14 protein-coding genes, 3 pseudogenes and 1 riboswitch are annotated in these 20577 nt (G+C 76.5%); of the genes and pseudogenes, 14 read left to right on the top strand and 3 right to left on the bottom strand.

Annotated features, from left to right (window positions below):
* The first annotated feature begins 408 nt into the window (after positions 1 to 408).
* The 11 genes and pseudogenes from rpmI (at position 409) to GC089_RS20075 (ending at position 15336) form a co-directional block, all read left to right on the top strand.
* Positions 409 to 603, top strand: coding sequence for a 50S ribosomal protein L35 (rpmI, locus tag GC089_RS10445; RefSeq protein ID WP_046528208.1), 195 nt, complete (start codon positions 409 to 411; stop codon positions 601 to 603).
* A 66-nt stretch (positions 604 to 669) separates the two neighbouring features.
* Entirely contained in the window at positions 670 to 1056 is a 387-nt protein-coding gene (gene rplT / locus GC089_RS10440; RefSeq protein ID WP_155377627.1) for a 50S ribosomal protein L20, read from the top strand.
* 189 nt (positions 1057 to 1245) lie between these two features.
* Positions 1246 to 2064 carry an RNA methyltransferase gene (locus GC089_RS10435; RefSeq protein ID WP_155379129.1) on the top strand — a complete coding sequence of 273 codons (819 nt, stop codon included), beginning with the start codon at positions 1246 to 1248 and terminating at the stop codon, positions 2062 to 2064.
* A 41-nt stretch (positions 2065 to 2105) separates the two neighbouring features.
* Complete coding sequence (thpR, locus tag GC089_RS10430) at positions 2106 to 2744, top strand: RNA 2',3'-cyclic phosphodiesterase (RefSeq protein ID WP_155377626.1); 639 nt, start codon at positions 2106 to 2108, stop codon at positions 2742 to 2744.
* A gap of 354 nt (positions 2745 to 3098) precedes the next feature.
* Positions 3099 to 4168: pseudogene (pheS, locus tag GC089_RS10425) on the top strand (phenylalanine--tRNA ligase subunit alpha).
* Between the two features lies 1 nt (position 4169).
* Positions 4170 to 6749 (top strand): phenylalanine--tRNA ligase subunit beta, encoded by a 2580-nt coding sequence (pheT, locus tag GC089_RS10420; RefSeq protein WP_155377625.1) that lies wholly within the window; start codon positions 4170 to 4172, stop codon positions 6747 to 6749.
* Between the two features lie 378 nt (positions 6750 to 7127).
* A pseudogene (locus tag GC089_RS20080) lies at positions 7128 to 12096 on the top strand (ExeM/NucH family extracellular endonuclease).
* A gap of 128 nt (positions 12097 to 12224) precedes the next feature.
* A riboswitch (TPP riboswitch) is annotated at positions 12225 to 12323 on the top strand.
* Positions 12283 to 13152, top strand: coding sequence for a hydroxyethylthiazole kinase (gene thiM, locus GC089_RS10410; RefSeq protein WP_155377624.1), 870 nt, complete (start codon positions 12283 to 12285; stop codon positions 13150 to 13152). Its footprint overlaps the riboswitch before it by 41 nt.
* Complete coding sequence (gene thiE / locus GC089_RS10405; RefSeq protein WP_155377623.1) at positions 13149 to 13817, top strand: thiamine phosphate synthase; 669 nt, start codon at positions 13149 to 13151, stop codon at positions 13815 to 13817. The genes thiM and thiE overlap by 4 nt, the downstream gene beginning before the upstream one ends.
* Positions 13814 to 15007 (top strand): annotated as a pseudogene (gene thiD / locus GC089_RS10400) (bifunctional hydroxymethylpyrimidine kinase/phosphomethylpyrimidine kinase); the annotation flags it as partial. The gene thiE and the pseudogene thiD, both read left to right, overlap by 4 nt.
* Complete coding sequence (locus GC089_RS20075; protein WP_370514109.1) at positions 14929 to 15336, top strand: hypothetical protein; 408 nt, start codon at positions 14929 to 14931, stop codon at positions 15334 to 15336. The pseudogene thiD and the gene GC089_RS20075, both read left to right, overlap by 79 nt.
* A gap of 55 nt (positions 15337 to 15391) precedes the next feature.
* Here the strand turns inward: GC089_RS20075 and GC089_RS10395 are convergent, their stop codons facing one another.
* Genes GC089_RS10395 through GC089_RS10390 form a run of 3 tightly spaced genes read right to left on the bottom strand, consistent with a single transcriptional unit; the run spans position 15392 to position 17129 of the window.
* Positions 15392 to 15919 (bottom strand): DsbA family protein, encoded by a 528-nt coding sequence (locus GC089_RS10395; RefSeq protein ID WP_370513986.1) that lies wholly within the window; start codon positions 15917 to 15919, stop codon positions 15392 to 15394.
* Positions 15916 to 16149 carry a DsbA family protein gene (locus tag GC089_RS20070; RefSeq protein ID WP_370513985.1) on the bottom strand — a complete coding sequence of 78 codons (234 nt, stop codon included), beginning with the start codon at positions 16147 to 16149 and terminating at the stop codon, positions 15916 to 15918. The genes GC089_RS10395 and GC089_RS20070 overlap by 4 nt, the downstream gene beginning before the upstream one ends.
* Complete coding sequence (locus tag GC089_RS10390) at positions 16146 to 17129, bottom strand: quinone oxidoreductase (protein ID WP_155377622.1); 984 nt, start codon at positions 17127 to 17129, stop codon at positions 16146 to 16148. The genes GC089_RS20070 and GC089_RS10390 overlap by 4 nt, the downstream gene beginning before the upstream one ends.
* Before the next feature lie 93 nt (positions 17130 to 17222).
* Between GC089_RS10390 and argC the strand changes: the two genes are divergently transcribed.
* Genes argC through argB form a run of 3 tightly spaced genes read left to right on the top strand, consistent with a single transcriptional unit; the run spans position 17223 to position 20508 of the window.
* A complete protein-coding gene (gene argC, locus GC089_RS10385) occupies positions 17223 to 18287 on the top strand; it encodes an N-acetyl-gamma-glutamyl-phosphate reductase (protein ID WP_230684732.1) in 1065 nt (354 codons plus the stop codon).
* Positions 18284 to 19510 (top strand): bifunctional glutamate N-acetyltransferase/amino-acid acetyltransferase ArgJ, encoded by a 1227-nt coding sequence (gene argJ / locus GC089_RS10380; protein WP_155377620.1) that lies wholly within the window; start codon positions 18284 to 18286, stop codon positions 19508 to 19510. Before argC ends, argJ begins: the two co-directional genes overlap by 4 nt.
* Positions 19507 to 20508, top strand: coding sequence for an acetylglutamate kinase (argB, locus tag GC089_RS10375; RefSeq protein WP_155377619.1), 1002 nt, complete (start codon positions 19507 to 19509; stop codon positions 20506 to 20508). Before argJ ends, argB begins: the two co-directional genes overlap by 4 nt.
* Positions 20509 to 20577 lie beyond the last annotated feature (69 nt).

Raw genomic sequence — 20577 nt, 5'->3', positions numbered from 1 at the left:
GGCGCCCGCCGAGCCGGCCCCGGCGCGTCCGGCCCGTCCTGCCACGCCCGCGTCGCGTCCTGCGTCGCCGGCGCGACCGGCGACGCCGGCCCGTCCCGCCACGTCCGCCTCGCGTCCCGCCGCCGCCCCGCGCGACCGGCGGCGCCCACCGCGACGCCCCGTCCGCAGACGCCGCGCCCGCCGGCGCCCCGGCCCGCCGCGCCGCGTCCGGCCGCGCCCTCGACGGCGACGCCGTCGGCGGCCCGTCCGGGCCCGCGTCCCGGCGGTGCCCCGAAGCCGGCCCCGCGGCCCGGTCCGCGCGGGTCGGGCGACGACGCCAGCTGACCGACCCGGCACGTCCGCCAGGACGTCCCGCACGCCCCGAGTCGCACGACCGTGCGATGCGAACGACAAGGAGAGACGGCAGCCATGCCGAAGAACAAGACGCACTCCGGTGCCAAGAAGCGGTTCCGGGTCACCGGCACCGGCAAGGTCATGCGCGAGCAGGCCGGCGGCCGCCACCTGCTGGAGCACAAGTCGAGCCGCCGCACCCGCCGCATCGCCGGTGACGTCGTCGTCTCGCCCGCCGACACCCCGAAGATCAAGAAGCTGCTCGGCCGCTGACCCCAGCGGCGCCCACGTGGCGCCGCGGGGAGCGCCGGGCCCCGGACCCGAAGCAAGGAGCATCACGTGGCACGCGTGAAGCGGGCGGTCAACGCCCAGAAGAAGCGCCGCTCGACCCTCGAGAAGGCCAGCGGCTACCGCGGTCAGCGGTCGCGCCTGTACCGCAAGGCGAAGGAGCAGGTCACCCACTCCCTCGTCTACGCCTACCGCGACCGCAAGGCGCGCAAGGGCGACTTCCGCAAGCTGTGGATCCAGCGCATCAACGCCGCCTCGCGCGAGAACGGCCTGACCTACAACCGCCTCATCCAGGGCCTCAAGGCCGCGGGTGTCGAGGTCGACCGTCGCGTGCTCGCCGACCTGGCCGTGAACGACGCCGCCGCGTTCGCCGCGCTCGTCCAGGTCGCGAAGGACGCCCTCCCCGAGGACGTCAACGCTCCGGCCACCGCCGCCTGAGCCGACGCACCGCTCGCACCGCCCCCGCCGTCCTCGTGACGGCGGGGGCGGTGGCGTCTGCGGGCAGGTGCGCGCCGGGTGCGCGCCGCCGGGTGAGCACCGCGGGGTGCGCGCAGCCGCGGGACCGGGAGCGCACGGGCGCGGGGCCCGCGCGGCACACGGGAGAATGACCCGGTGCCCGACGAGACGATGACCAACCCGCGCGCCGACCGGGTCAAGCACGTGCGCTCGCTCGCGCAGCGGTCCGTGCGCCGCCGCACCGGGACGTTCCTCGTCGAGGGCCCGCAGTCGGTGCGCGAGGCCGTCGCCGAGGTTCCCGACCAGGTCCGGGAGGTGTACGTGGGCCCCGACGCGGCCGACCGGTACGCCGACGTCGTGGCCGCCGCCGCGGCGGCGGGCGTGCGCGTCCGGCGCGGCAGCACCGAGGTCCTCGACGCGATGAGCCCCGACGCGCAGCAGCTCGTCGCGGTCGTGGACGCCGCGCTGCCGGGTCGCGCCGAGGTGCTCGCGCACGCACCGCGGCTCGTCGCGGTGCTGTCCCAGGTCCGGGACCCGGGGAACGCGGGCACGGTCGTGCGGACCGCCGACGCCGCCGGCGCGGACGGCGTCCTGCTCACCGGCGCGAGCGTCGACGTGCACAACCCCAAGGTCGTGCGCTCCACCGCGGGGTCGCTGTTCCACCTGCCCGTGGCCACGGGCGGGGAGCTCGCCGACGTCGTGGCCGACCTGCGGGCGGCCGGCCTGTGCGTGCTGGCGGCGGACGGCCGGGGCGAGCACGACCTCGACGCGCTGCTCGACGTCGCCGGCGCCGCACCGGCGGGCGTGCCGGACCTCGCGGCCCCCACGGCGTGGGTGTTCGGCAACGAGGCCTGGGGCATGAGCGACGACGACCGGGCGCTCGCCGACGCCGTGGTGCGCGTGCCCATCCGGGGCCGTGCGGAGTCGCTCAACCTGGCGACCGCCGCCGCGGTGTGCCTCTTCGCCTCGGCGCGCGCACAACGCCGCTGACGAGTCCGGCCGCGTGGGCGCCGACCTGGCAGGCTGACGCCATGCGTCTGTTCGCGGCGGTGTGGCCCCCGGCCGACGTCCTGGACCACCTGGACCTCGCGCTCGCCGCGGTGCGCCCACGGGGAGGGCCCGAGGAGCCCGTCCGCTGGACGGCCCGCGACGCCTGGCACCTGACCGCCGCGTTCTACGGCGCGGTGCCCGACGCGCTGGCCGACGACCTCGCCGCCGACCTGGAGGCGCTGGCCGGGGTGACGGCGCCGTTCGAGCTCGCGCTGCGCGGGGCCGGCGTCTTCTCCCACCGGACCCTGTGGGTCGGCGTGGGGGGCGACGTGGACGCCATGTCCCGGCTGTCCGCGGGTGCGCGGGCGGTCGGCGACGCGCTGGGCGCGCGTCCGGACGACCGTCCTCGCAACCGGCCGCACCTGACCGTCGGACGTGCGCGCCCGGGGTCGCGTCCCCCGCGCCGGCGCGGGGCACCGCACGGCGCGCGCGGCCCCGGCGGGCGCACCGCCGCGGCCGGTGAGCCGGACCCCGTCGACGCCCTGGCGCAGGCGCTCGCCGTGTACGACGGTCCCGCGTGGCAGGTCGCGGCGGTGACGCTCGTCGAGTCCCGCCCGGGCGAGGGGCGCGGCGGGGGGCCGCTGTACCGCACGGTGGGGGAGTGGGCGCTGGGGGGATGAGCCCGGCGCGGGACGGACGGCACCCGAGGTGCCGGTCGGCTGCGGGCGCGGTGCGCGGGGTGGCACCATGGACGGCATGTCCGCAGCCCTCGCACGCACCGGCGTGCGCCCGACGGCCGTCGGTGGTCGTCGATTCGCCCGGCCCGTCCCCGGGCCGCGCCGATGAGCCGCTGAGCGGCGGGCTGCGACACGGGGTCGGGCGACGCGCGCGGGCGCGGACGCCGACCCCGGCCCCGGGACGGGCGCCACTAGACTCCCCGACCGGTCGACCCGTGCCCCGCGGCGCGGCCCGACCGCCGGCCGCCACCGTCGCACGCGGGTGACGGCCGCCCGGAACCGTCCTGGAAGGTCCTGATGACCGACGACACACCCCTGTCCCCGCTCGACGCCGACGGCGTCGCCGCCGCCGTCGACGCCGCGCTCGCCGACGTCGCCGCGGCGGGCGACCTCGACGCGCTCAAGGCCGCCCGTCTCGCCCACACGGGCGAGCAGAGCGCCCTGGCCCGGGCGAACCGCGCCATCGGCGCCCTGCCCGGCCCGGACAAGGCCGCGGCCGGCAAGCTCGTCGGCCAGGCCCGCGGCCGCGTGAACGCGGCCGTCGCCGCACGGACGGCCGAGCTCGAGGCCGAGCGCGACGCGCGCGTCCTCGTCGAGGAGGCCGTGGACGTCACGCTGCCCGCCGACCGGCGGCCCGCGGGTGCGCGCCACCCCCTGAGCACGCTCTCGGAGCGCATCGCCGACGTCTTCGTCGCGATGGGGTGGGAGATCGCCGAGGGCCCGGAGCTCGAGGCGGAGTGGTTCAACTTCGACGCGCTGAACTTCGGCGTCGACCACCCCGCGCGGCAGATGCAGGACACGTTCTTCGTCGCGCCGCAGGACCCGGACGTGCCGGCGGACGCGTCCGGCCTCGTGCTGCGCACGCACACGTCGCCCGTGCAGGCGCGCACGCTGCTCGAGCGCGGGGTCCCCGTCTACATCGCCTGCCCCGGCAAGGTCTTCCGCACGGACGCGCTCGACGCGACGCACACGCCCGTGTTCCACCAGGTCGAGGGCCTCGCGATCGACGAGGGCCTGACGATGGCGCACCTCAAGGGCACGCTCGACCACTTCGCGCGGGCGATGTTCGGACCGGAGGCGCGCACGCGACTGCGGCCGTCGTTCTTCCCGTTCACCGAGCCGAGCGCGGAGATGGACCTGTGGTTCCCCAGAAGAAGGGCGGACCCGGCTGGATCGAGTGGGGAGGGTGCGGGATGGTCAACCCGAACGTGCTGCGCGCCTGCGGCGTGGACCCGGAGCGCTACTCCGGGTTCGCGTTCGGCATGGGCATCGAGCGCACGCTCATGCTGCGCCACGGCATCGCGGACATGCGCGACATGGTCGAGGGCGACGTCCGCTTCTCCACGCAGTTCCGGGCGGTGGTCTGAGATGCCGCGCATCCCGCTGGGCTGGCTCGCCGAGCACGTCGCCCTGCCCGCCGGCCTCACGGCCGAGCAGCTCGCCGCCGACCTCGTCCGCGTCGGGCTCGAGGAGGAGGCCGTCCACACGTCGGGCGTCACCGGCCCTGTCGTCGTGGGGCAGGTCGTCGACCTGACGCCGGAGCCGCAGAAGAACGGCAAGACGATCAACTGGTGCCACGTGGACGTCGGCGCGCACAACGCGCTCGACGCCGACGGGAACCCGACCGTGCCGCGCGGCATCGTCTGCGGGGCGCACAACTTCGCCGGGGGCGACCGCGTCGTCGTCGCGCTGCCGGGCGCCGTGCTGCCGGGGCCGTTCCCGATCTCCGCGCGCAAGACGTACGGGCACGTGTCGGACGGCATGATCTGCTCGGCCCGCGAGCTCGGGCTGGGCGAGGACCACGCGGGCATCATCGTGCTCGAGCGGCTCGGCTACGGCGCGGACGTGACGGCCCCCGGGACCGACGCGCTCGCCCTGCTCGGGCTGGGCGAGGAGGTCCTCGAGATCAACGTGACGCCCGACCGTGGCTACTGCTTCTCCCTGCGGGGCGTCGCACGCGAGTACGGGCACTCCACCGGGGCGGCGTTCACCGACCCGGGCCTGCCGACCGCGGCCGACCTCGCCGAGCGGCCCGCGGGTTTCGCGGTGGAGATCGACGACGAGCGGCCCGTGCACGGCGTGCCGGGCGCCGACCGGTTCGTCGCGCAGGTCGTGCGCGGCGTCGCGGCGCACGGCCCGTCCCCGGCGTGGATGCAGCAGCGCCTGACCCGTGCCGGCATGCGCCCGATCAGCCTCGCGGTCGACGTCACGAACTACGTGATGCTCGACCTCGGGCAGCCGATGCACGCGTACGACCTCGGGACGCTGACGGCGCCGGTCGTCGTGCGGCGCGCGCGTCCCGGCGAGCGGCTCACGACGCTCGACGACGTCGACCGCGAGCTCGACCCCGAGGACCTGCTGGTCACCGACTCGACCGGTGGGCGCGGCGCGCGGGTGCTCGGCATCGCGGGCGTCATGGGCGGTGCGGAGACCGAGGTCGGCCCCGCGACGACGGACCTGCTGCTCGAGGCGGCGCACTTCGACCCGGTGTCGGTCGCCCGCTCGTCGCGGCGGCACCGGCTGTCGTCGGAGGCGTCCAAGCGGTTCGAGCGGGGCGTCGACCCGCAGCTGCCGCGCGTCGCCGCGGCCCGGGCCGCCGCGCTGCTCGTGCAGTACGGCGGCGGCACGGTCGAGGACGCGCTGACGGACGTCGACACGACGAGCCCGCCGGCACCGGTGCCGTTCGACCCGACGCTCCCCGCACGGCTGGTCGGGGTGCCGTACACGGCGGACGAGGTGCGGGCGACGCTCGAGGCGATCGGCTGCACGGTCGACCCCTCGGACGGCACGTGGACGGTGCACGTGCCGACGTGGCGCCCGGACCTGCAGTCCGGGGTGGACCTGGTCGAGGAGGTCGCACGTCTGCGGGGGTACGACGCGATCCCGTCCGTCGTGCCGCCGGCGCCGGCGGGGCGCGGGCTCACGCGGCAGCAGCGCGCGCGCCGCGCGGTGGCCGACGCGCTGGCCGCCGCCGGCCTCGTGGAGGTGCTGAGCTACCCGTTCGTGGGCCGGGCCCAGGTGGACGCGCTGGGCCTGCCGCCGGACGACCCGCGGCGGCGTGCCGTCCGGCTCGTCAACCCGCTCGCGGACTCCGAGCCGCTCCTGCGCACGGACCTGCTGGTCACGCTGCTCGACACGGCGCGGCGCAACGTCAGCCGGGGCACCGGCGACCTCGGCGTGTTCGAGGCGGGTCTCGTCACGCTGCCCGCCGACGGGCCCGGCGTCGCGCCGCGTCTGCCCGGCGGGGTGCGCCCGTCCGACGCCGACCTCGCCGCCCTCGAGGCGGCGGTGCCGGCGCAGCCGCTGCACGTCGCCGGCGTCCTCGCCGGGCACGTCGAGCCGGGCGGCTGGTGGGGGAGCGGCCGGCGTGCGGACCACACCGACGCGATCGCGCTCGCGCGCCGCGCGGCCGAGGTCGTCGGTGTCGAGCTCGTCGCCGCGGCCGACACGGAGCGCGCGCCGTTCCACCCCGGCCGGTGCGCACGGCTGAGCACGGCGGACGGCGTCCTCGTCGGGCACGCGGGCGAGCTGCACCCGCACGTCGTCGCCGCGCTCGACCTGCCGGCGCGCGCGGTCGCGTTCGAGCTCGACCTCGACGCGCTGCTCGCCGCCGCGCCGGCCGAGCCGGTGCAGGCCGTGCCGGTGTCGACGTTCCCGGTCGCCAAGGAGGACGTCGCGCTCGTCGTCGACGCGTCGGTGCCCGCCGCGGACGTGCTCGCCGCGGTGCGCGCCGGGGCGGCGCAGAGCCCCGCGGGCGACGTGCTCGAGGACGTGCGCCTGTTCGACGTGTACACCGGGGACCAGGTGGGCGAGGGGCGCAGGTCGCTGGCGTTCGCGCTGCGGCTGCGCGCCGCGGACCGCACGCTCACGGCGGAGGAGACGGCCGCGGTGCGCGAGGCGGTCGTCGCCGAGGCGCACGCCCGCGTGGGGGCGCAGCTGCGGGCCTGAGCGCACGCACCAGGACGACGGCGGCGGCCGGGGAGCGATCCCCGGCCGCCGCCGTCGTCGTCGGTGCCGGCGTCCGCCGACGTCCGGACCCCGTGCGCCGCCGTCGCCGCGGGGCGAGGCGCGGATCCGGCACATGGGACGAGTTCACCGAATGGTTACTGTCGGGTAGTTGCGGCGGACCGGACCAACCACGCAGGGTGGACCCGGCCGCCACGAGCGGCCGTTTCGCTGCGCAGCGTCGCGCAGCACCCCTCACGCGGCGTCGGCGCCGCACCCGCAGCACCCGCAGCACCCGCACGAGCCTGTGCCCCGACGAAGGAGACTCGCGTGCACGCACGAGGACGGACGACCACCGGGGCGCTGACCGCGCTCGGGCTGATGCTCACCGGTGGCGTCGTCACGGCAGGGGCGGCCCAGGCCGCCGTCTCACCGGACGCCCCGGTGGTCATCTCCGAGGTCTACGGGGGCGGCGGCAACAGCGGCGCCACCCTGACCCAGGACTTCGTCGAGCTGTACAACCCGGGCGACGCGCCCGTCGACGTCTCCGGCTGGGCGGTCCAGTACGCGTCCGCGACCGGTGACACCTGGCAGGTGACGCCCCTGACGGGCGCGAGCGTCCCGGCCGGCGGGCACCTGCTCGTCGGGCAGGCCCGCGGTGCCGGCGGCAGCGTGGAGATCGAGCCGGACGTCACCGGGACGATCCCGATGAGCGGGTCGACGGGCAAGGTCGCGCTGACGTCGTCCGCGCAGGCGCTGTCCTGCGGCACCGGCTGCGCGGACGTGCCCGCCGTGGTCGACCTCGTGGGATTCGGTCCGCGCGTCTCGTCGTACGCCGGGTCGGGGCCCGCGCCGGGCACGTCGAACACGACGTCGGTCCAGCGCGACGCCGCGGGGACCAACACGGCGGACAACGCGGCCGACTTCGTGCTCGGCACGCCCACCCCCACGGCGTCCGGCCAGGAGCCCGGGCCCAGCCCGACGCCGACCCCCACGCCGACCCCCACGCCGACCTCGTCCGACCCGGCCGAGCGCACGATCGCGCAGATCCAGGGCACCGGTGCGGCGTCGCCCGTCGTCGGCCGGCGCGTCACCACGACGGGCGTCGTCACTGCGGCGTACCCGACCGGCGGGTTCCGGGGCTACGTCCTGCAGACGCCCGGCACGGGCGGCGGTGCACCCGCCGGCCGCTCAGCCTCCGACGCGATCTTCGTCTACTCGCAGGCCACGGTCGGCGCGGTGGAGGTCGGGCAGCACCTGCGCGTGACGGGCGAGGTCGCGGAGTTCAACGGGCTCACGCAGCTCACCGTCGGGTCCCTCGCCGACGTCACCGTGCTCGACCCCGCGCCGGCTCCGGTGCCGGTCGAGGGCGCATGGCCGGCCGACGACGCCACGCGCGAGGCGCTGGAGTCGATGCTCTTCCTGCCGACGGGCGACCTCACCGTCTCCAACACGTACACGACCAACCAGTACGGCGAGGTGGGGCTGGCGACGGGCACGACCCCGCTGCTGCAGCCGACCGAGGTGGCGCGGCCCGGCACGCCCGAGGCGGCCGCCGTCGTGGCCGACAACGCCGCGCGGCGGGTCACCCTGGACGACGGCGCGACGACGAACTTCCTGGGCGACAACGGGCACGAGCTGACGCCGCCGTACGTGTCGACCCAGAACCCGGTGCGCGTCGGTGCCGCGGTGCAGTTCGTCGAGCCCGTCGTCGTCGACTACCGCAACAACGCCTGGAAGCTCAACCCGACGGCCCCGCTCGTGGCGGGCGGCCCGGCCCCGGCGACGTTCGAGAACGACCGGACGCCCGCCCCGAGGCGGTCGGCGGCGACGTGTCCGTCGCGTCGTTCAACGTGCTCAACTACTTCACGACCCTCGGCGCGCAGACGCCGTCGTGCGTCCCGTACACGACCCCGGACGACGAGCCGGTCACGGTCGACGAGGGCTGCGACCAGCGCGGGGCCTGGGACCCGGACGACCTCGCCCGGCAGCAGGAGAAGGTCGTCGCCGCGATCAACGGGCTCGACGCGGACGTCGTCGGCCTGCTCGAGATCGAGAACTCGGCGCGCGTCGACGGCGTCGCGGACGAGGCCCTCGCGACGCTCGTCGAGGCGCTCAACGCGGCGGCCGGCGAGGAGCGCTGGGCGTATGTGCCGTCGTCGGACGAGCTGCCGGACCCGTCCGGTCAGGACGTCATCACGAACGCGCTCATCTACCAGCCCGCGGCGGTCACCCCACGGGGGCGTCGCGCGCCCTGGGGGACCAGAGCGACGAGGGCGAGGCGTTCCAGAACGCGCGGGAGCCCATCGCGCAGGCGTTCACGCCCGTCGGCGGCGGGGAGCCCGTGCTCGTCGTGGTGAACCACTTCAAGTCGAAGGGCTCGGCGGGTCCCTGGCCGGGCGACCGTGACGCGGGCGACGGCCAGGGGGCGTCGAACGAGTCGCGGGTGCGGCAGGCCACGGCGCTGCGCGACTGGGTGCCGACGGTGCAGGGCGACGCGGAGGCGGTCGCGCTGGTCGGCGACTTCAACGCGTACACGCAGGAGGACCCGCTGCGCGTCCTCTACGACGCCGGCTACGTCGACGCCGTGAGCACGCTGGCGCCGGGCCAGTGGAGCTACTCGTTCCAGGGCCTGTCCGGCTCGCTCGACCACGTCCTGCTCAACGAGGCGGCCGCCGCGCGCGCCACGGGCGCGGACGTCTGGGAGATCAACGCGGGCGAGTCGATCGCGCTCGAGTACAGCCGCTACGGCTACCACGCGACGACCTACCACGACCCGGGCCCGTACCGGTCCTCCGACCACGACCCCGTGGTCGTCGGGCTCACCGCGGGCGACGCGAACGAGGGGCCGGTCGACCTGACGTTCCTCAACGTCAACGACTTCCACGGCCGCATCGACGCGAACACGGTCAAGGTGGCCGGGACGGTCGAGCAGCAGCGGGCGGCGGCGGAGGCCGCCGGCGGTGCCGCGGCGTTCCTGTCCGCCGGTGACAACATCGGCGCCTCGCTGTTCGCGTCCTCGGTCCAGCAGGACCAGCCGACGATCGACGTGCTGAACGCGCTCGACCTGGCGGCGTCGGCGGTCGGCAACCACGAGTTCGACGGCGGGTACGACGACCTCGTCGACCGTGTCATCGCGGGCGGCGAGAACGCGCGGTTCCCGTACCTGGGTGCGAACGTCTACCGCGCGGGCACCACCACGCCGGCGCTCGAGGAGTACGCGCTGCTCGACATGGCGGGGGTGACGGTCGGCGTCATCGGCGCGGTCACGCAGGAGACGCCGACGCTGGTGAGCCCGGGCGGCGTGGCGTCGCTCGAGTTCGGCGACCCGGTCGAGGCGGTCAACCGCGTCGCGGCGCAGCTGACCGACGGCGACGAGTCGAACGGCGAGGCCGACGTGGTAGTCGCCGAGTACCACGAGGGCGCCGGCGCCGGCACGCCGGACGGCTCGACGCTCGAGGAGGAGGTCGCCGCCGGCGGCGCCTTCGCCGACATCGTCACGCAGACGTCCGCCGCGGTGGACGCCATCTTCACCGGCCACACGCACAAGCAGTACGCGTGGCAGGCGCCCGTGCCGGGCGAGGACGGGACGCGGCCGGTGCTGCAGACCGGCTCGTACGGGGAGTTCCTCGGCAAGGTGGTCCTGACGTACGACCGCGAGTCGGGTGAGGTGACGGCCTCCACCGCGGAGAACGTCGCCCGCACGACGACGGCGGACGCCGAGCTCGTCGCGGCGTACCCGCGCGTGGCCGAGGTGAAGACGATCGTCGACGCGGCACTCGCGTACGCCGCCGAGGTCGGCAACCAGCCGGTCGGGTCGGTGACGGCGGACATCACGACGGCCTACGCCGGCGGCGCGTACGTCGACGGCCGCTACGTCGGCCCCGGCCCGCTGCCGAGCACCGGCCGCGACGACCGCAGCCGCGAGTCCACGCTCGGCAACCTCGTCGCGGACGCGCTGCTCGACACGCTCGACGCCCCCGAGCGGGGCGGCGCGCAGATCGGCGTCGTCAACCCCGGCGGCCTGCGCAACGAGCTGTTCCAGGCCCCCGACGGCACGATCACGTACGCCGAGGCCAACGCGGTGCTGCCGTTCGTCAACAACCTCTGGACGACCACGCTCACGGGCGCCCAGGTCAGGACGATGCTCGAGCAGCAGTGGCAGACGGACGAGGACGGCAACGTCCCGAGCCGGCCGTACCTGCAGCTCGGCCTGTCGGACAACGTGTCGTACACCTACGACGCGTCGCGTCCCCAGGGCGAGCGCATCACCTCGGTCACGGTCGACGGCGCGCCGCTCGACCCCGACGCCGAGTACCGCATCGGCACGTTCTCCTTCCTCGCGCAGGGCGGCGACAACTTCCGCGTCCTCGCCGAGGGGCAGGACACCGCCGACTCCGGTCTCGTGGACCGCGACGCGTGGATCGCCTACCTGCAGGCCAACCCCGGCCTCGCGCCGGACTTCCGCGAGCGGGCGGTCGCTGTGCCGGCGCTGCCGCAGAGCGTGGAGGCGGGCGCGGAGCTCACGTTCCCCGTCACCGGGCTCAACCTCACGAGCCTCGGAGCGCCGGAGAACACCTCCCTCGAGGTGCGCCTCGACGACGTCGTGCTCGGCACGGCGCCGCTCGCTCGGGGCGAGGGACCGGACGCGTCCGGCACCGTCACGGTCACGGTGCCCGAGGGCACCGCGCCCGGCACCCGGACGCTCACGCTCGTGGCGCAGCCCAGCGGCACGACCGTGACGCTGCCGCTGGTCGTGGAGGACGGCGTGCCGTCGTCGACCACCACGCTCACGGCGCAGCCGGACAGCCAGGTGCACGGCGACCTCGCGCCGCGCGTGCGGCTGACGGCACGGGTCACGTCCGACGTGCGGGTGACGGGTCAGGTCGAGTTCGTCGCGGGCGACACCGTCCTCGGCACCGCGACCCTGCGCGGCGGGCAGGCGGTGCTCACGCTGCCGGCCGGCACGCCGGCGGGCACGTACGACGTCGTCGCCCGGTACGCGGGCAGCGCGCAGGTCGCGGGCTCGCAGTCGGACCCGGTCACGGTGACGGTCGAGAGGGTCGGCAGCAGCACCACGCTGCACGTCGTGTCGTCGCCGGTGTCGTTCCTGCCGTCGCCGTGGGTCGCCACGGTCCGCCTCGACACGCTGCGCCTGCCGTCGGGCACCGTGCAGCTGCGGGAGGGTGACCGCGTCGTGGCCGAGGCCCCCGTCGTGCTCGGCGTCGCGATCGGCACCCTGCCGCGCGACCTCGGCCGCGGGACGCACCGCCTCACCGCGGTCTTCGTCCCCGACGACGCCGCGAACGTCGAGGGCAGCACGAGCCGGACGGTGACCGTGCGCCGCTGACGCGCCGGCCCCTGCGACGGGGGCGGGTCCCACCGGACCCGCCCCCGTCGTCGTGCCCGCTCCGGACGGCCGTCCGGTCCGAGGAATGGTCCGGTCCGTCCGGATGCGTCCCTCGCTGCGCTACGGTGGCCGGCGACACGGGGTGCCCTGCACCAGGCAGGGCTGAGATCACACCCGTCGAACCTGATCTCGTTAGCACGAGCGAAGGGATGTCGCGATGACGACGCCTGCCGTCCCTGCCCACCCGACCTCGCCGCGGCCGCCGCGGCGGCGTTGGCCGACCTGCGGGCACGGACCCCGCTCGTCCAGTGCCTGACCAACGAGGTGACGACGAACCTCGTCGCCAACACCCTGCTCGCGGTCGGCGCGTCGCCGGCGATGGCGTCGGCGCCCGGCGAGGCCGAGGAGCTGGCCGCCGTCGCCGGTGCCGTCCTCGTCAACCTCGGCACGCTCGGGCCCGACCAGCGTGCGGCCGTCGAGCCGACCGTCGCCGTCGCCGCGGGGGCCGGCACGCCGTGGGTGCTCGACCCGGTGGCCGTCGGCGTGCTGTCGGTCCGCACGCGGCTCGCGGGGCGCCTGCTCGCCGAGCGTCCGGCGGTGGTCCGCGGCAACGCCGGCGAGGTCCGCGCGCTCGCGGGCCTCGCGACCGCCGCACGCGGCGTCGACGCACGCGACGGCGTGGACGACGCGGTCGTCGCCGCCGAGCAGGTCGCCCGGCTCACCGGCGGGGCGGTCGCCGTCTCGGGCCCCGTGGACCTCGTGACCGACGGGCGCACGCACGTGCGTCTGGCCGTGGGCCACCCGCTGCTCACGACCATCACGGGCGCGGGCTGCGCCCTCGGCGGGCTGACCGCCGCGTTCGGCGCCGTCGCCGACCCGCTCACGGCGGGGGTCGCCGCGACGGTGGCGCTCGGCCTGTCCGCCGAGCGCGCCGCGACGGTCGCCCGCGGGCCGGGCTCGTTCCCCGCCGCGCTGCTCGACGCGCTGCACGCCCTCGCCCCGGACGACGTCGCCGAGCGGGCCCGGACGGCCGCGCGCGTGGCGGTGCCCGCATGACCCGCCTGCCCGCAGGGGCGTACCTCGTCCTCGACGCCGACGTGTGCGCCGCGTCCGGGCACGCGCCGGCCGCCGTCGCGTCGGCGGCCGTGCGCGCCGGCGTCGGCACCGTGCAGGTGCGCGCGAAGCGTGCGGGCGTCCGCGAGCAGGTCGCGCTCACGGTCGCGGTCGCCGACGCCCTGCGGCACGCGCCGACCGCGTTGCTGCTGGTCGACGACCGCGTCGACGTCGCGCTGGCGGCCCGGGCCCGCGGTGCCCGCGTCGACGGCGTGCACGTCGGCCGGCAGGACCTCGAGGTGGCCGACGTGCGGGCCCTGCTCGGGCCGGACGCGGTCGTCGGCGTGTCGGTGCCGCACCCGGACCGGCTCGCCGACGCGGTGGGCGCGGACTACGTGGGCAGCGGCCCCGTGCGGCTGACCCCGACCAAGCCGGAGGCCGGCCCCGCGCTCGGCGCCGACGGCGTGCGGGCGGTGGCGGCCGCGACGGCGCTGCCCGTCGTCGCGATCGGCGGCCTGTCCGCGGACGACGTGCCGGCCCTGCGGGCCGCGGGTGCGCACGCCGTGGCGGTCGTGAGCGCGGTCTGCGCCGCGGCCGACCCCGGGCGTGCCGCCGCCGACCTGGTCGACGCCTGGTCGCGGGCGGGCCTCGCGGCGGTGACCCGGTGAGCGCCCCGCTCGGCGTCCCGACCCGGGTCCGGGCGCTGTCGGTCGCGGGGACCGACCCCACGGGCGGCGCCGGCATCCACGCCGACCTCAAGTCCTTCGCCGCGCACGGCGCGTACGGCATGGCGGTCGTGACGGCGCTCGTCGCGCAGAACACGCACGGCGTGCGCGCGGTGCACGTGCCGGACGTGGACTTCCTGCGCGCGCAGCTCGACGCGGTGAGCGACGACGTGACGGTCGACGCCGTGAAGATCGGCATGCTGGGCACCCGCGCCGTCGCGGACGAGGTCGCCGCGTGGCTCGCGCGCACCCGCCCGCCGGTCGTCGTGCTGGACCCCGTCATGGTCGCGACCAGCGGGGACCGGCTCCTCGACCGCGACGCCGAGGACGCGGTGCGCCGGCTCGTCCCGCACGCCCACCTCGTGACGCCCAACCTGCCCGAGCTCGGCGTGCTGCTCGGGGAGCCGACGGCGCGCACGTGGCGCGACGCGGTGGACCAGGCCCGCCGGCTCGCGCAGGCCTCGGACGTGACGGTCCTGCTCAAGGGCGGGCACCTCGACGGGGACGCGAGCCCCGACGCGGTCGTCGACGCGACGACCGTCGTCGAGCTCGACGCGGTCCGCCTCGCCACGACGGCGACGCACGGGACGGGCTGCTCGCTGTCGGCGGCCGTGGCCGCGCTGCGCCCGCGGCGCGCGGACTGGGTGTCGGCGGTGCGGGAGGCCAAGGCGTGGCTGACCGGTGCGATCGCGGCGGGGGAGGCGCTCGCCGTCGGGTCGGGACGGGGACCGGTGGACCACCTGCACCACGCCCCGACGCTGGGCGCCCGGCCGTTCGGGGACGAGGCGTGGGACGCGGTCGCGGACCTGCGGGCCGCGTGCGACGACCTGCCGTTCGTCCGGGCGCTCGCGGACGGCACGCTGCGGGCCGAGGCGTTCGAGGCGTACCTGCACCAGGACGCGCTGTACCTGGCCGCCTACTCGCGCGTCCTGGCCCGGGCGAGCGAGCTCGCGCCCGACGGCCCGGCGCAGGCGTTCTGGGCGCGCGGGGCGAGTCGGTGCCTCGACGTCGAGGCGCAGCTGCACCGCGACCGCCTCACCCGCACGGGACGCGTGTGGGACGGCCCGCCGTCCGCGGTGACGACGGCCTACACCGACCACCTGCTGGCGGTCGGGGCCCGCGGCTCGTACGCCGAGCTCACGGCGGCGGTGCTGCCGTGCTACTGGCTGTACGCGGACATCGGCGCGCGCGTCCTGGCGCGTTCGGGGACCTCGCGGGGCACCCGTACGGCGACTGGGTCGGCACGTACGGCGACCCGGCGTTCGCCGCGGCCGCCGACGAGGCCCGGCGCCTGTGCGACGCCGCCACGCGGGAGGTCGGGGCGGCGACGCGGGCGCGCATGCTCGCGGCGTTCGTCCGCTCGTGCGAGCACGAGGTGGCGTTCTTCGACCAGGTCGACGTCGTCGCGCCGGACCGTCCCGGGTCCGGCGTGCTGGCCGCTGCGGGACGCGGCGCCCCGTGATCCGGTGCCGGCGGCCCCTCAGGGGGCGGGGCCGTCGGCACCGTCGTGAGGCCCGTCAGCAGGACGCGTCGGTGCACGCCTCCCCGGCCGCGACGGTGGCCAGCGGGTTCGCCGCGCGCCACCCGGTCTCGAGCAGCTGCGCGAACACCTGCGCCGGCTGCGCACCGGAGACGGCGTACGTGCGGTCGAGGACGAAGAACGGCACGCCGGTGACCCCGAGCGCCCGCGCCTCGGCGATGTCGGCGCGCACGGCGTCGGCCTCCTCGTCGCCGGCGAGCGCGGCGGCCACGCGGGCCTCGTCCCAGCCGTGCTCGGCGAAGCCGACCTGCTCCGCGACCGCCACGAGCGCGCCGTCGGCACCGAGGTCGACGCCCTGCTCGAAGTGCGCCGAGAAGAGGGCCTCCATGGTCGCGTCGGCCAGGGCCGCGCCGCCGACGCGCGCGGCGAGGTGCAGCAGCCGGTGGGCGTCGAACGTGTTGAAGGCGAGGGTGCGGTCGAAGTCGTACCGCAGGCCGTCGGTCGCCGCGACGGCGGTGACGTGCGCGAACATCTGGCGCACCTGCGCGGGGTCCAGCCCCTTCATCCGCGCGAGCGCGTCCACCTCGGGCCGGCCGGGACCCGTCGGCGTCTCGGGGAGAGCTGGTAGGAGCGCCACACGACCTCGACGCGCTCGCGGTGGGGGAACTGCGCGAGCGCGGCGGCGAAGCGGCGCTTGCCGATGAAGCACCAGGGGCAGGCGACGTCCGACCAGACCTCGACACGGATCGTGCGGGTCGGCGCGGGCAGGGGCGTGAAGGGCGTCGTGGACGTCACGGGAGCAGCAGCACCTTTCCGGTGGTGGCGCGCCCCTCGAGGGCGCGGTGGGCCTCGGCCGCGTCGGCGAGGGGGAACGTGGCGCCGACGCGGACGTCGAGCGCACCGGCGGCGGCGGGCTCGGCGACCTCGCGCCAGCGCCACTCGAGCTCGTCGCGGGTCAGCGTGTGGTGGGCGAGCGTCGGCCGGGTGACGAACAGCGACCCGGCGGCGTTGAGCCGCTGCAGGTCGAACGGCGGGACCTGACCCGACGAGCCGCCGAACAGCACGAGCGTCCCGCGCGTGCGCAGCGCCGCCAGCGACGCGTCGAACGTGTCCCTGCCCACCGAGTCGTACACGACGTGCACGCCGCGGCCGGCGGTCAGGTCGCGCACGAGCGCGGGCAGCTCGGCGGTCAGGTCGGACAGGTCGCGGTAGCGGATGACGTCCGCGGCGCCGGCCGCGCGGGCCAGCGCCTCCTTCTCGGCCGATCCGACCGTGCCGATCACGCGGGCGCCGCGCGCGGCCGCGAGCTGGGTGAGCAGCAGTCCCACGCCTCCGGCGGCGGCGTGCAGCAGCACGTCGTGCCCTCGCTCGAGCGGGAAGGTCGACGCCGCGAGGTAGTGCGCGGTCATGCCCTGCAGCGGCAGTGCGGCGGCGGTCCGGTCGTCGAGGCCGGGCGGGACGACGAGCGCGGAGCGCTCCGGCACGGCGACGAGCTCGGCGTAGGAGCCGGGGACGTCGGCCCAGGCGACCCGGTCGCCCGGCGCGAGGGTCGTGACCTCGGGCCCGACCGCGACCACCTCGCCCGCGCCCTCCGAGCCGACGACGTGCGGGTAGGACATCGGGTACGTCCCCGTGCGACGGTAGGTGTCGATGAAGTTGACCCCCGCGGCGGCGACGCGCACGAGCACCTCGTCGGGACCCGGCGCGGGGTCCGCGACGTCGGTCGGCTCCAGGACCTCGGGTCCGCCCGCACGGGCGGCGACGACGGCACGCATGACCGTCGCAACCGCGTCGCCTGCGAGACTGTTCCCGCTGGTCGCGACCGGAACCGTTGGTATCTTTGTGCAGCCCACTGTATGTTCATGCACATGACGTTCTCCGTGGCGGTCGCCGGCGCCAGCGGGTACGCGGGCGGTGAGGTCCTCCGCCTGCTGCTCGACCACCCCGAGGCGCGCATCGGCACGCTGACGGCCCACAGCAACGCGGGCACACCGCTGGGGGACCACCACCCGCACCTGGTCGACCTCGCCGACCGCGTGCTGGAGCCGACGTCCGCGCAGGCGCTCGCCGGGCACGACGTCGTCGTCCTGGCGCTCCCGCACGGCGCGAGCGGCGCGGTCGCGGCCGAGCTGGAGGCGCTGGGGGAGGACCCCGTGGTCGTCGACCTCGGCGCGGACCACCGCCTCGTCGACGCGGGGGACTGGGAGGCCTACTACGGCAGCCCGCATGCCGGCACGTGGACCTACGGCCTGCCGGAGCTCGTCGTCGCCGAGACCTCGGCCCGCCAGCGCGACCGGCTCGCAGGCGCCCGCCGCATCGCCGTCCCCGGCTGCAACGTCACCGCCGTCACCCTGGGTCTGCAGCCGGGCGTCGCCGCCGGCCTGCTCGACACCACCGACCTCGTCGCGGTCCTCGCCGTCGGCTACTCGGGGGCGGGCAAGTCCCTCAAGCCCCACCTGCTCGCGTCCGAGGCGCTCGGTGCGGCCGTGCCGTACGCGGTCGGCGGCACGCACCGGCACATCCCGGAGATCGCCCAGAACCTGCGCAGCGCGGGCGCCACGGACGTGCGCACGTCCTTCACGCCCGTCCTCGTGCCGACCTCGCGCGGCATCCTCGCGACCGCCACCGCGCGGCTCGCACCGGGCGTCGAGGCCTCCGACGACGAGCTGCGCGCGGCGTGGCGCGCGGCGTACGCCGACGAGCCGTTCGTGCACGTCCTGCCCGACGGCCGCTGGCCCACGACGGCGGCGACGACGGGTGCGAACACCGCGCTCGTCCAGGTCGCCCTCGACGCCCGCGCCGGCCGGGTCGTGACCGTCACCGCCATCGACAACCTCGTCAAGGGCACCGCGGGTGGCGCGGTGCAGTCCCTCAACATCGCGCTCGGCCTGCCCGAGACGCTCGGCCTCCCGCGGAACGGAGTCGCCCCGTGACCGACCACCTCGGCCCCGCCCTCGAGGGCACCTCGCCCGGCACCTCGCCCGGCGTGACGGCCGCCGCGGGCTTCCGGGCCTCGGGTGTGACCGCCGGGCTGAAGGCCTCCGGCAAGCCGGACCTCGCGCTCGTCGTCAACGACGGGCCCCGGCAGGTCGGCGCCGCGGTGTTCACCACGAACCGCGTCGTCGGCGCACCCGTGCTGTGGTCGCGCCAGGCGGTCTCGGACGGCGTCGTGTCCGCCGTCGTCCTCAACTCGGGTGGGGCGAACGTCGGCACGGGGCCGCGCGGCTTCCAGGACGCGCACGCGACGGCCGAGAAGGTCGCCGACGCGCTCGGCGTCTCCGCGGGCGACGTCCTCGTGTGCTCGACCGGGCTCATCGGCGTCCCGCTCGCGAGCGAGAAGCTGTTCGCCGGCATCGCCCCGGCCGTGGCGGCGCTCGACGCGTCCACCGGGCCGGACGCCGCCGCCGCGATCATGACGACGGACAGCGTCAGCAAGACGGCGCACGTCACCGTCACGACGCCGGACGGGACGTTCACCGTGGGCGGCATGGCCAAGGGCGCCGGCATGCTGGCGCCGGCCATGGCGACGATGCTGTCCGTGATCACGACGGACGCCGACGTGGACGCGGCGACCGCGGACGCCGCCCTGCGCGCGGCGACCGGCGCCACCTTCGACCGCGTCGACTCCGACGGGTGCATGTCCACGTCGGACACGGTGACGCTCATGGCCTCCGGCGCGAGCGGCGTCGTCCCCGCGCCCGACGTCTTCGCCGACGCCGTCCTGCGCGTGTGCGCGTCGCTCGCCCGCCAGCTCGTGGCGGACGCCGAGGGGGCGAGCCACGACATCGCGGTCCACGTGCACGGCGCGACGACCGAGGCCGCCGCCCTCGCCGTGGCCCGCGCCGTCACGCGCTCGAACCTCTTCAAGGCGGCGATGTTCGGCAACGACCCGAACTGGGGCCGCATCATCGCCCAGGTGGGCACGGTGCCCGAGGATGTCGCGCCGTTCGACCCCACCGCGCTCGACGTCGCGATCAACGGCCTGCAGATCTGCCGGGCGGGCGGCGCGCACGAGGACCCGGCGCAGCTCGACCTCGCCGCGGCGCGCGAGATCCACGTCGAGGTCGACCTGCACGCCGGGGACGCCTCGGCGACGGTCTGGACCAACGACCTCACGCACGACTACGTCCACGAGAACAGCGCGTACTCCACATGACGACACCCGAGCTCCCGCCCGTGCCGGAGGACTTCTACTTCGACACCCGCACCGACCTGCGTCCGGACCAGAAGGCCGAGGTCCTCATCCAGGCGCTGCCCTGGCTCGAGCAGTTCGCCGGCGCGCTCGTCGTCGTGAAGTACGGCGGCAACGCGATGGTCGACGAGACGCTCAAGCGCGCGTTCGCCGAGGACATGGTGTTCCTGCGCCGGGTGGGCCTGCGGCCGGTCGTGGTGCACGGTGGCGGCCCGCAGATCAACGCGATGCTCGACCGCCTCGGCATCGAGAGCGAGTTCCGCGGCGGCCTGCGCGTGACGACGCCGGAGGCCATGGAGGTCGTCCGGATGGTCCTGACGGGCCAGGTGTCGCGCGAGCTCGTCGGCCTGCTCAACGCGCACGGCCCGCACGCGGTCGGCCTGTCCGGCGAGGACGGCGGGCTCTTCCAGGCGCGCCGGCGCACGGCGGTCGTCGACGGGCAGGAGGTCGACGTCGGCCTCGTCGGCGACGTCGTCCAGGTGAACCCCGGCGCGGTGCTCGACCTGCTCGACTCGGGGCGCATCCCCGTGGTGTCCACGGTCGCGCCCGACGTCGACGACCCCACGCAGGTGCTGAACGTCAACGCGGACACCGCCGCGGCGGCCCTCGCGGTCGCGCTGGGGGCGCGCAAGCTCATCGTCCTCACCGACGTCGAGGGCCTGTACACCGACTGGCCGGACCGCGAGAGCCTGGTCCGCCGCATCCGCGCCGCCGACCTGGCGGCGCTGCTGCCCCGGCTCGACGCCGGCATGCGCCCCAAGATGGAGGCCTGCTGGCGCGCCGTCGAGGGCGGCGTGCCGCGTGCGCACGTCATCGACGGGCGGCAGGCGCACTCGATCCTCGTCGAGGTCTTCACCTCCGACGGCGTCGGCACGATGGTGCTGCCGGACGTCGACCCCGCCGACAACCCCTCGACGGTGCCCGTGCCCCGGGTCCGTGCCGCGCAGGAGGACACCCCGTGACCGAGCCCACCACCCCTGCGGCGCCGTCGTCGCCGTCCGCGCCGCGCCACCGCGCGGAGGCGCCCGACG

It is taken from the genome of Cellulomonas sp. JZ18, from assembly GCF_009720485.1.
Lineage (GTDB): Bacteria > Actinomycetota > Actinomycetes > Actinomycetales > Cellulomonadaceae > Cellulomonas.
Note: the sequence above shows the minus strand (reverse complement) of the source record. Positions and strands in the feature narration are given on the sequence as shown.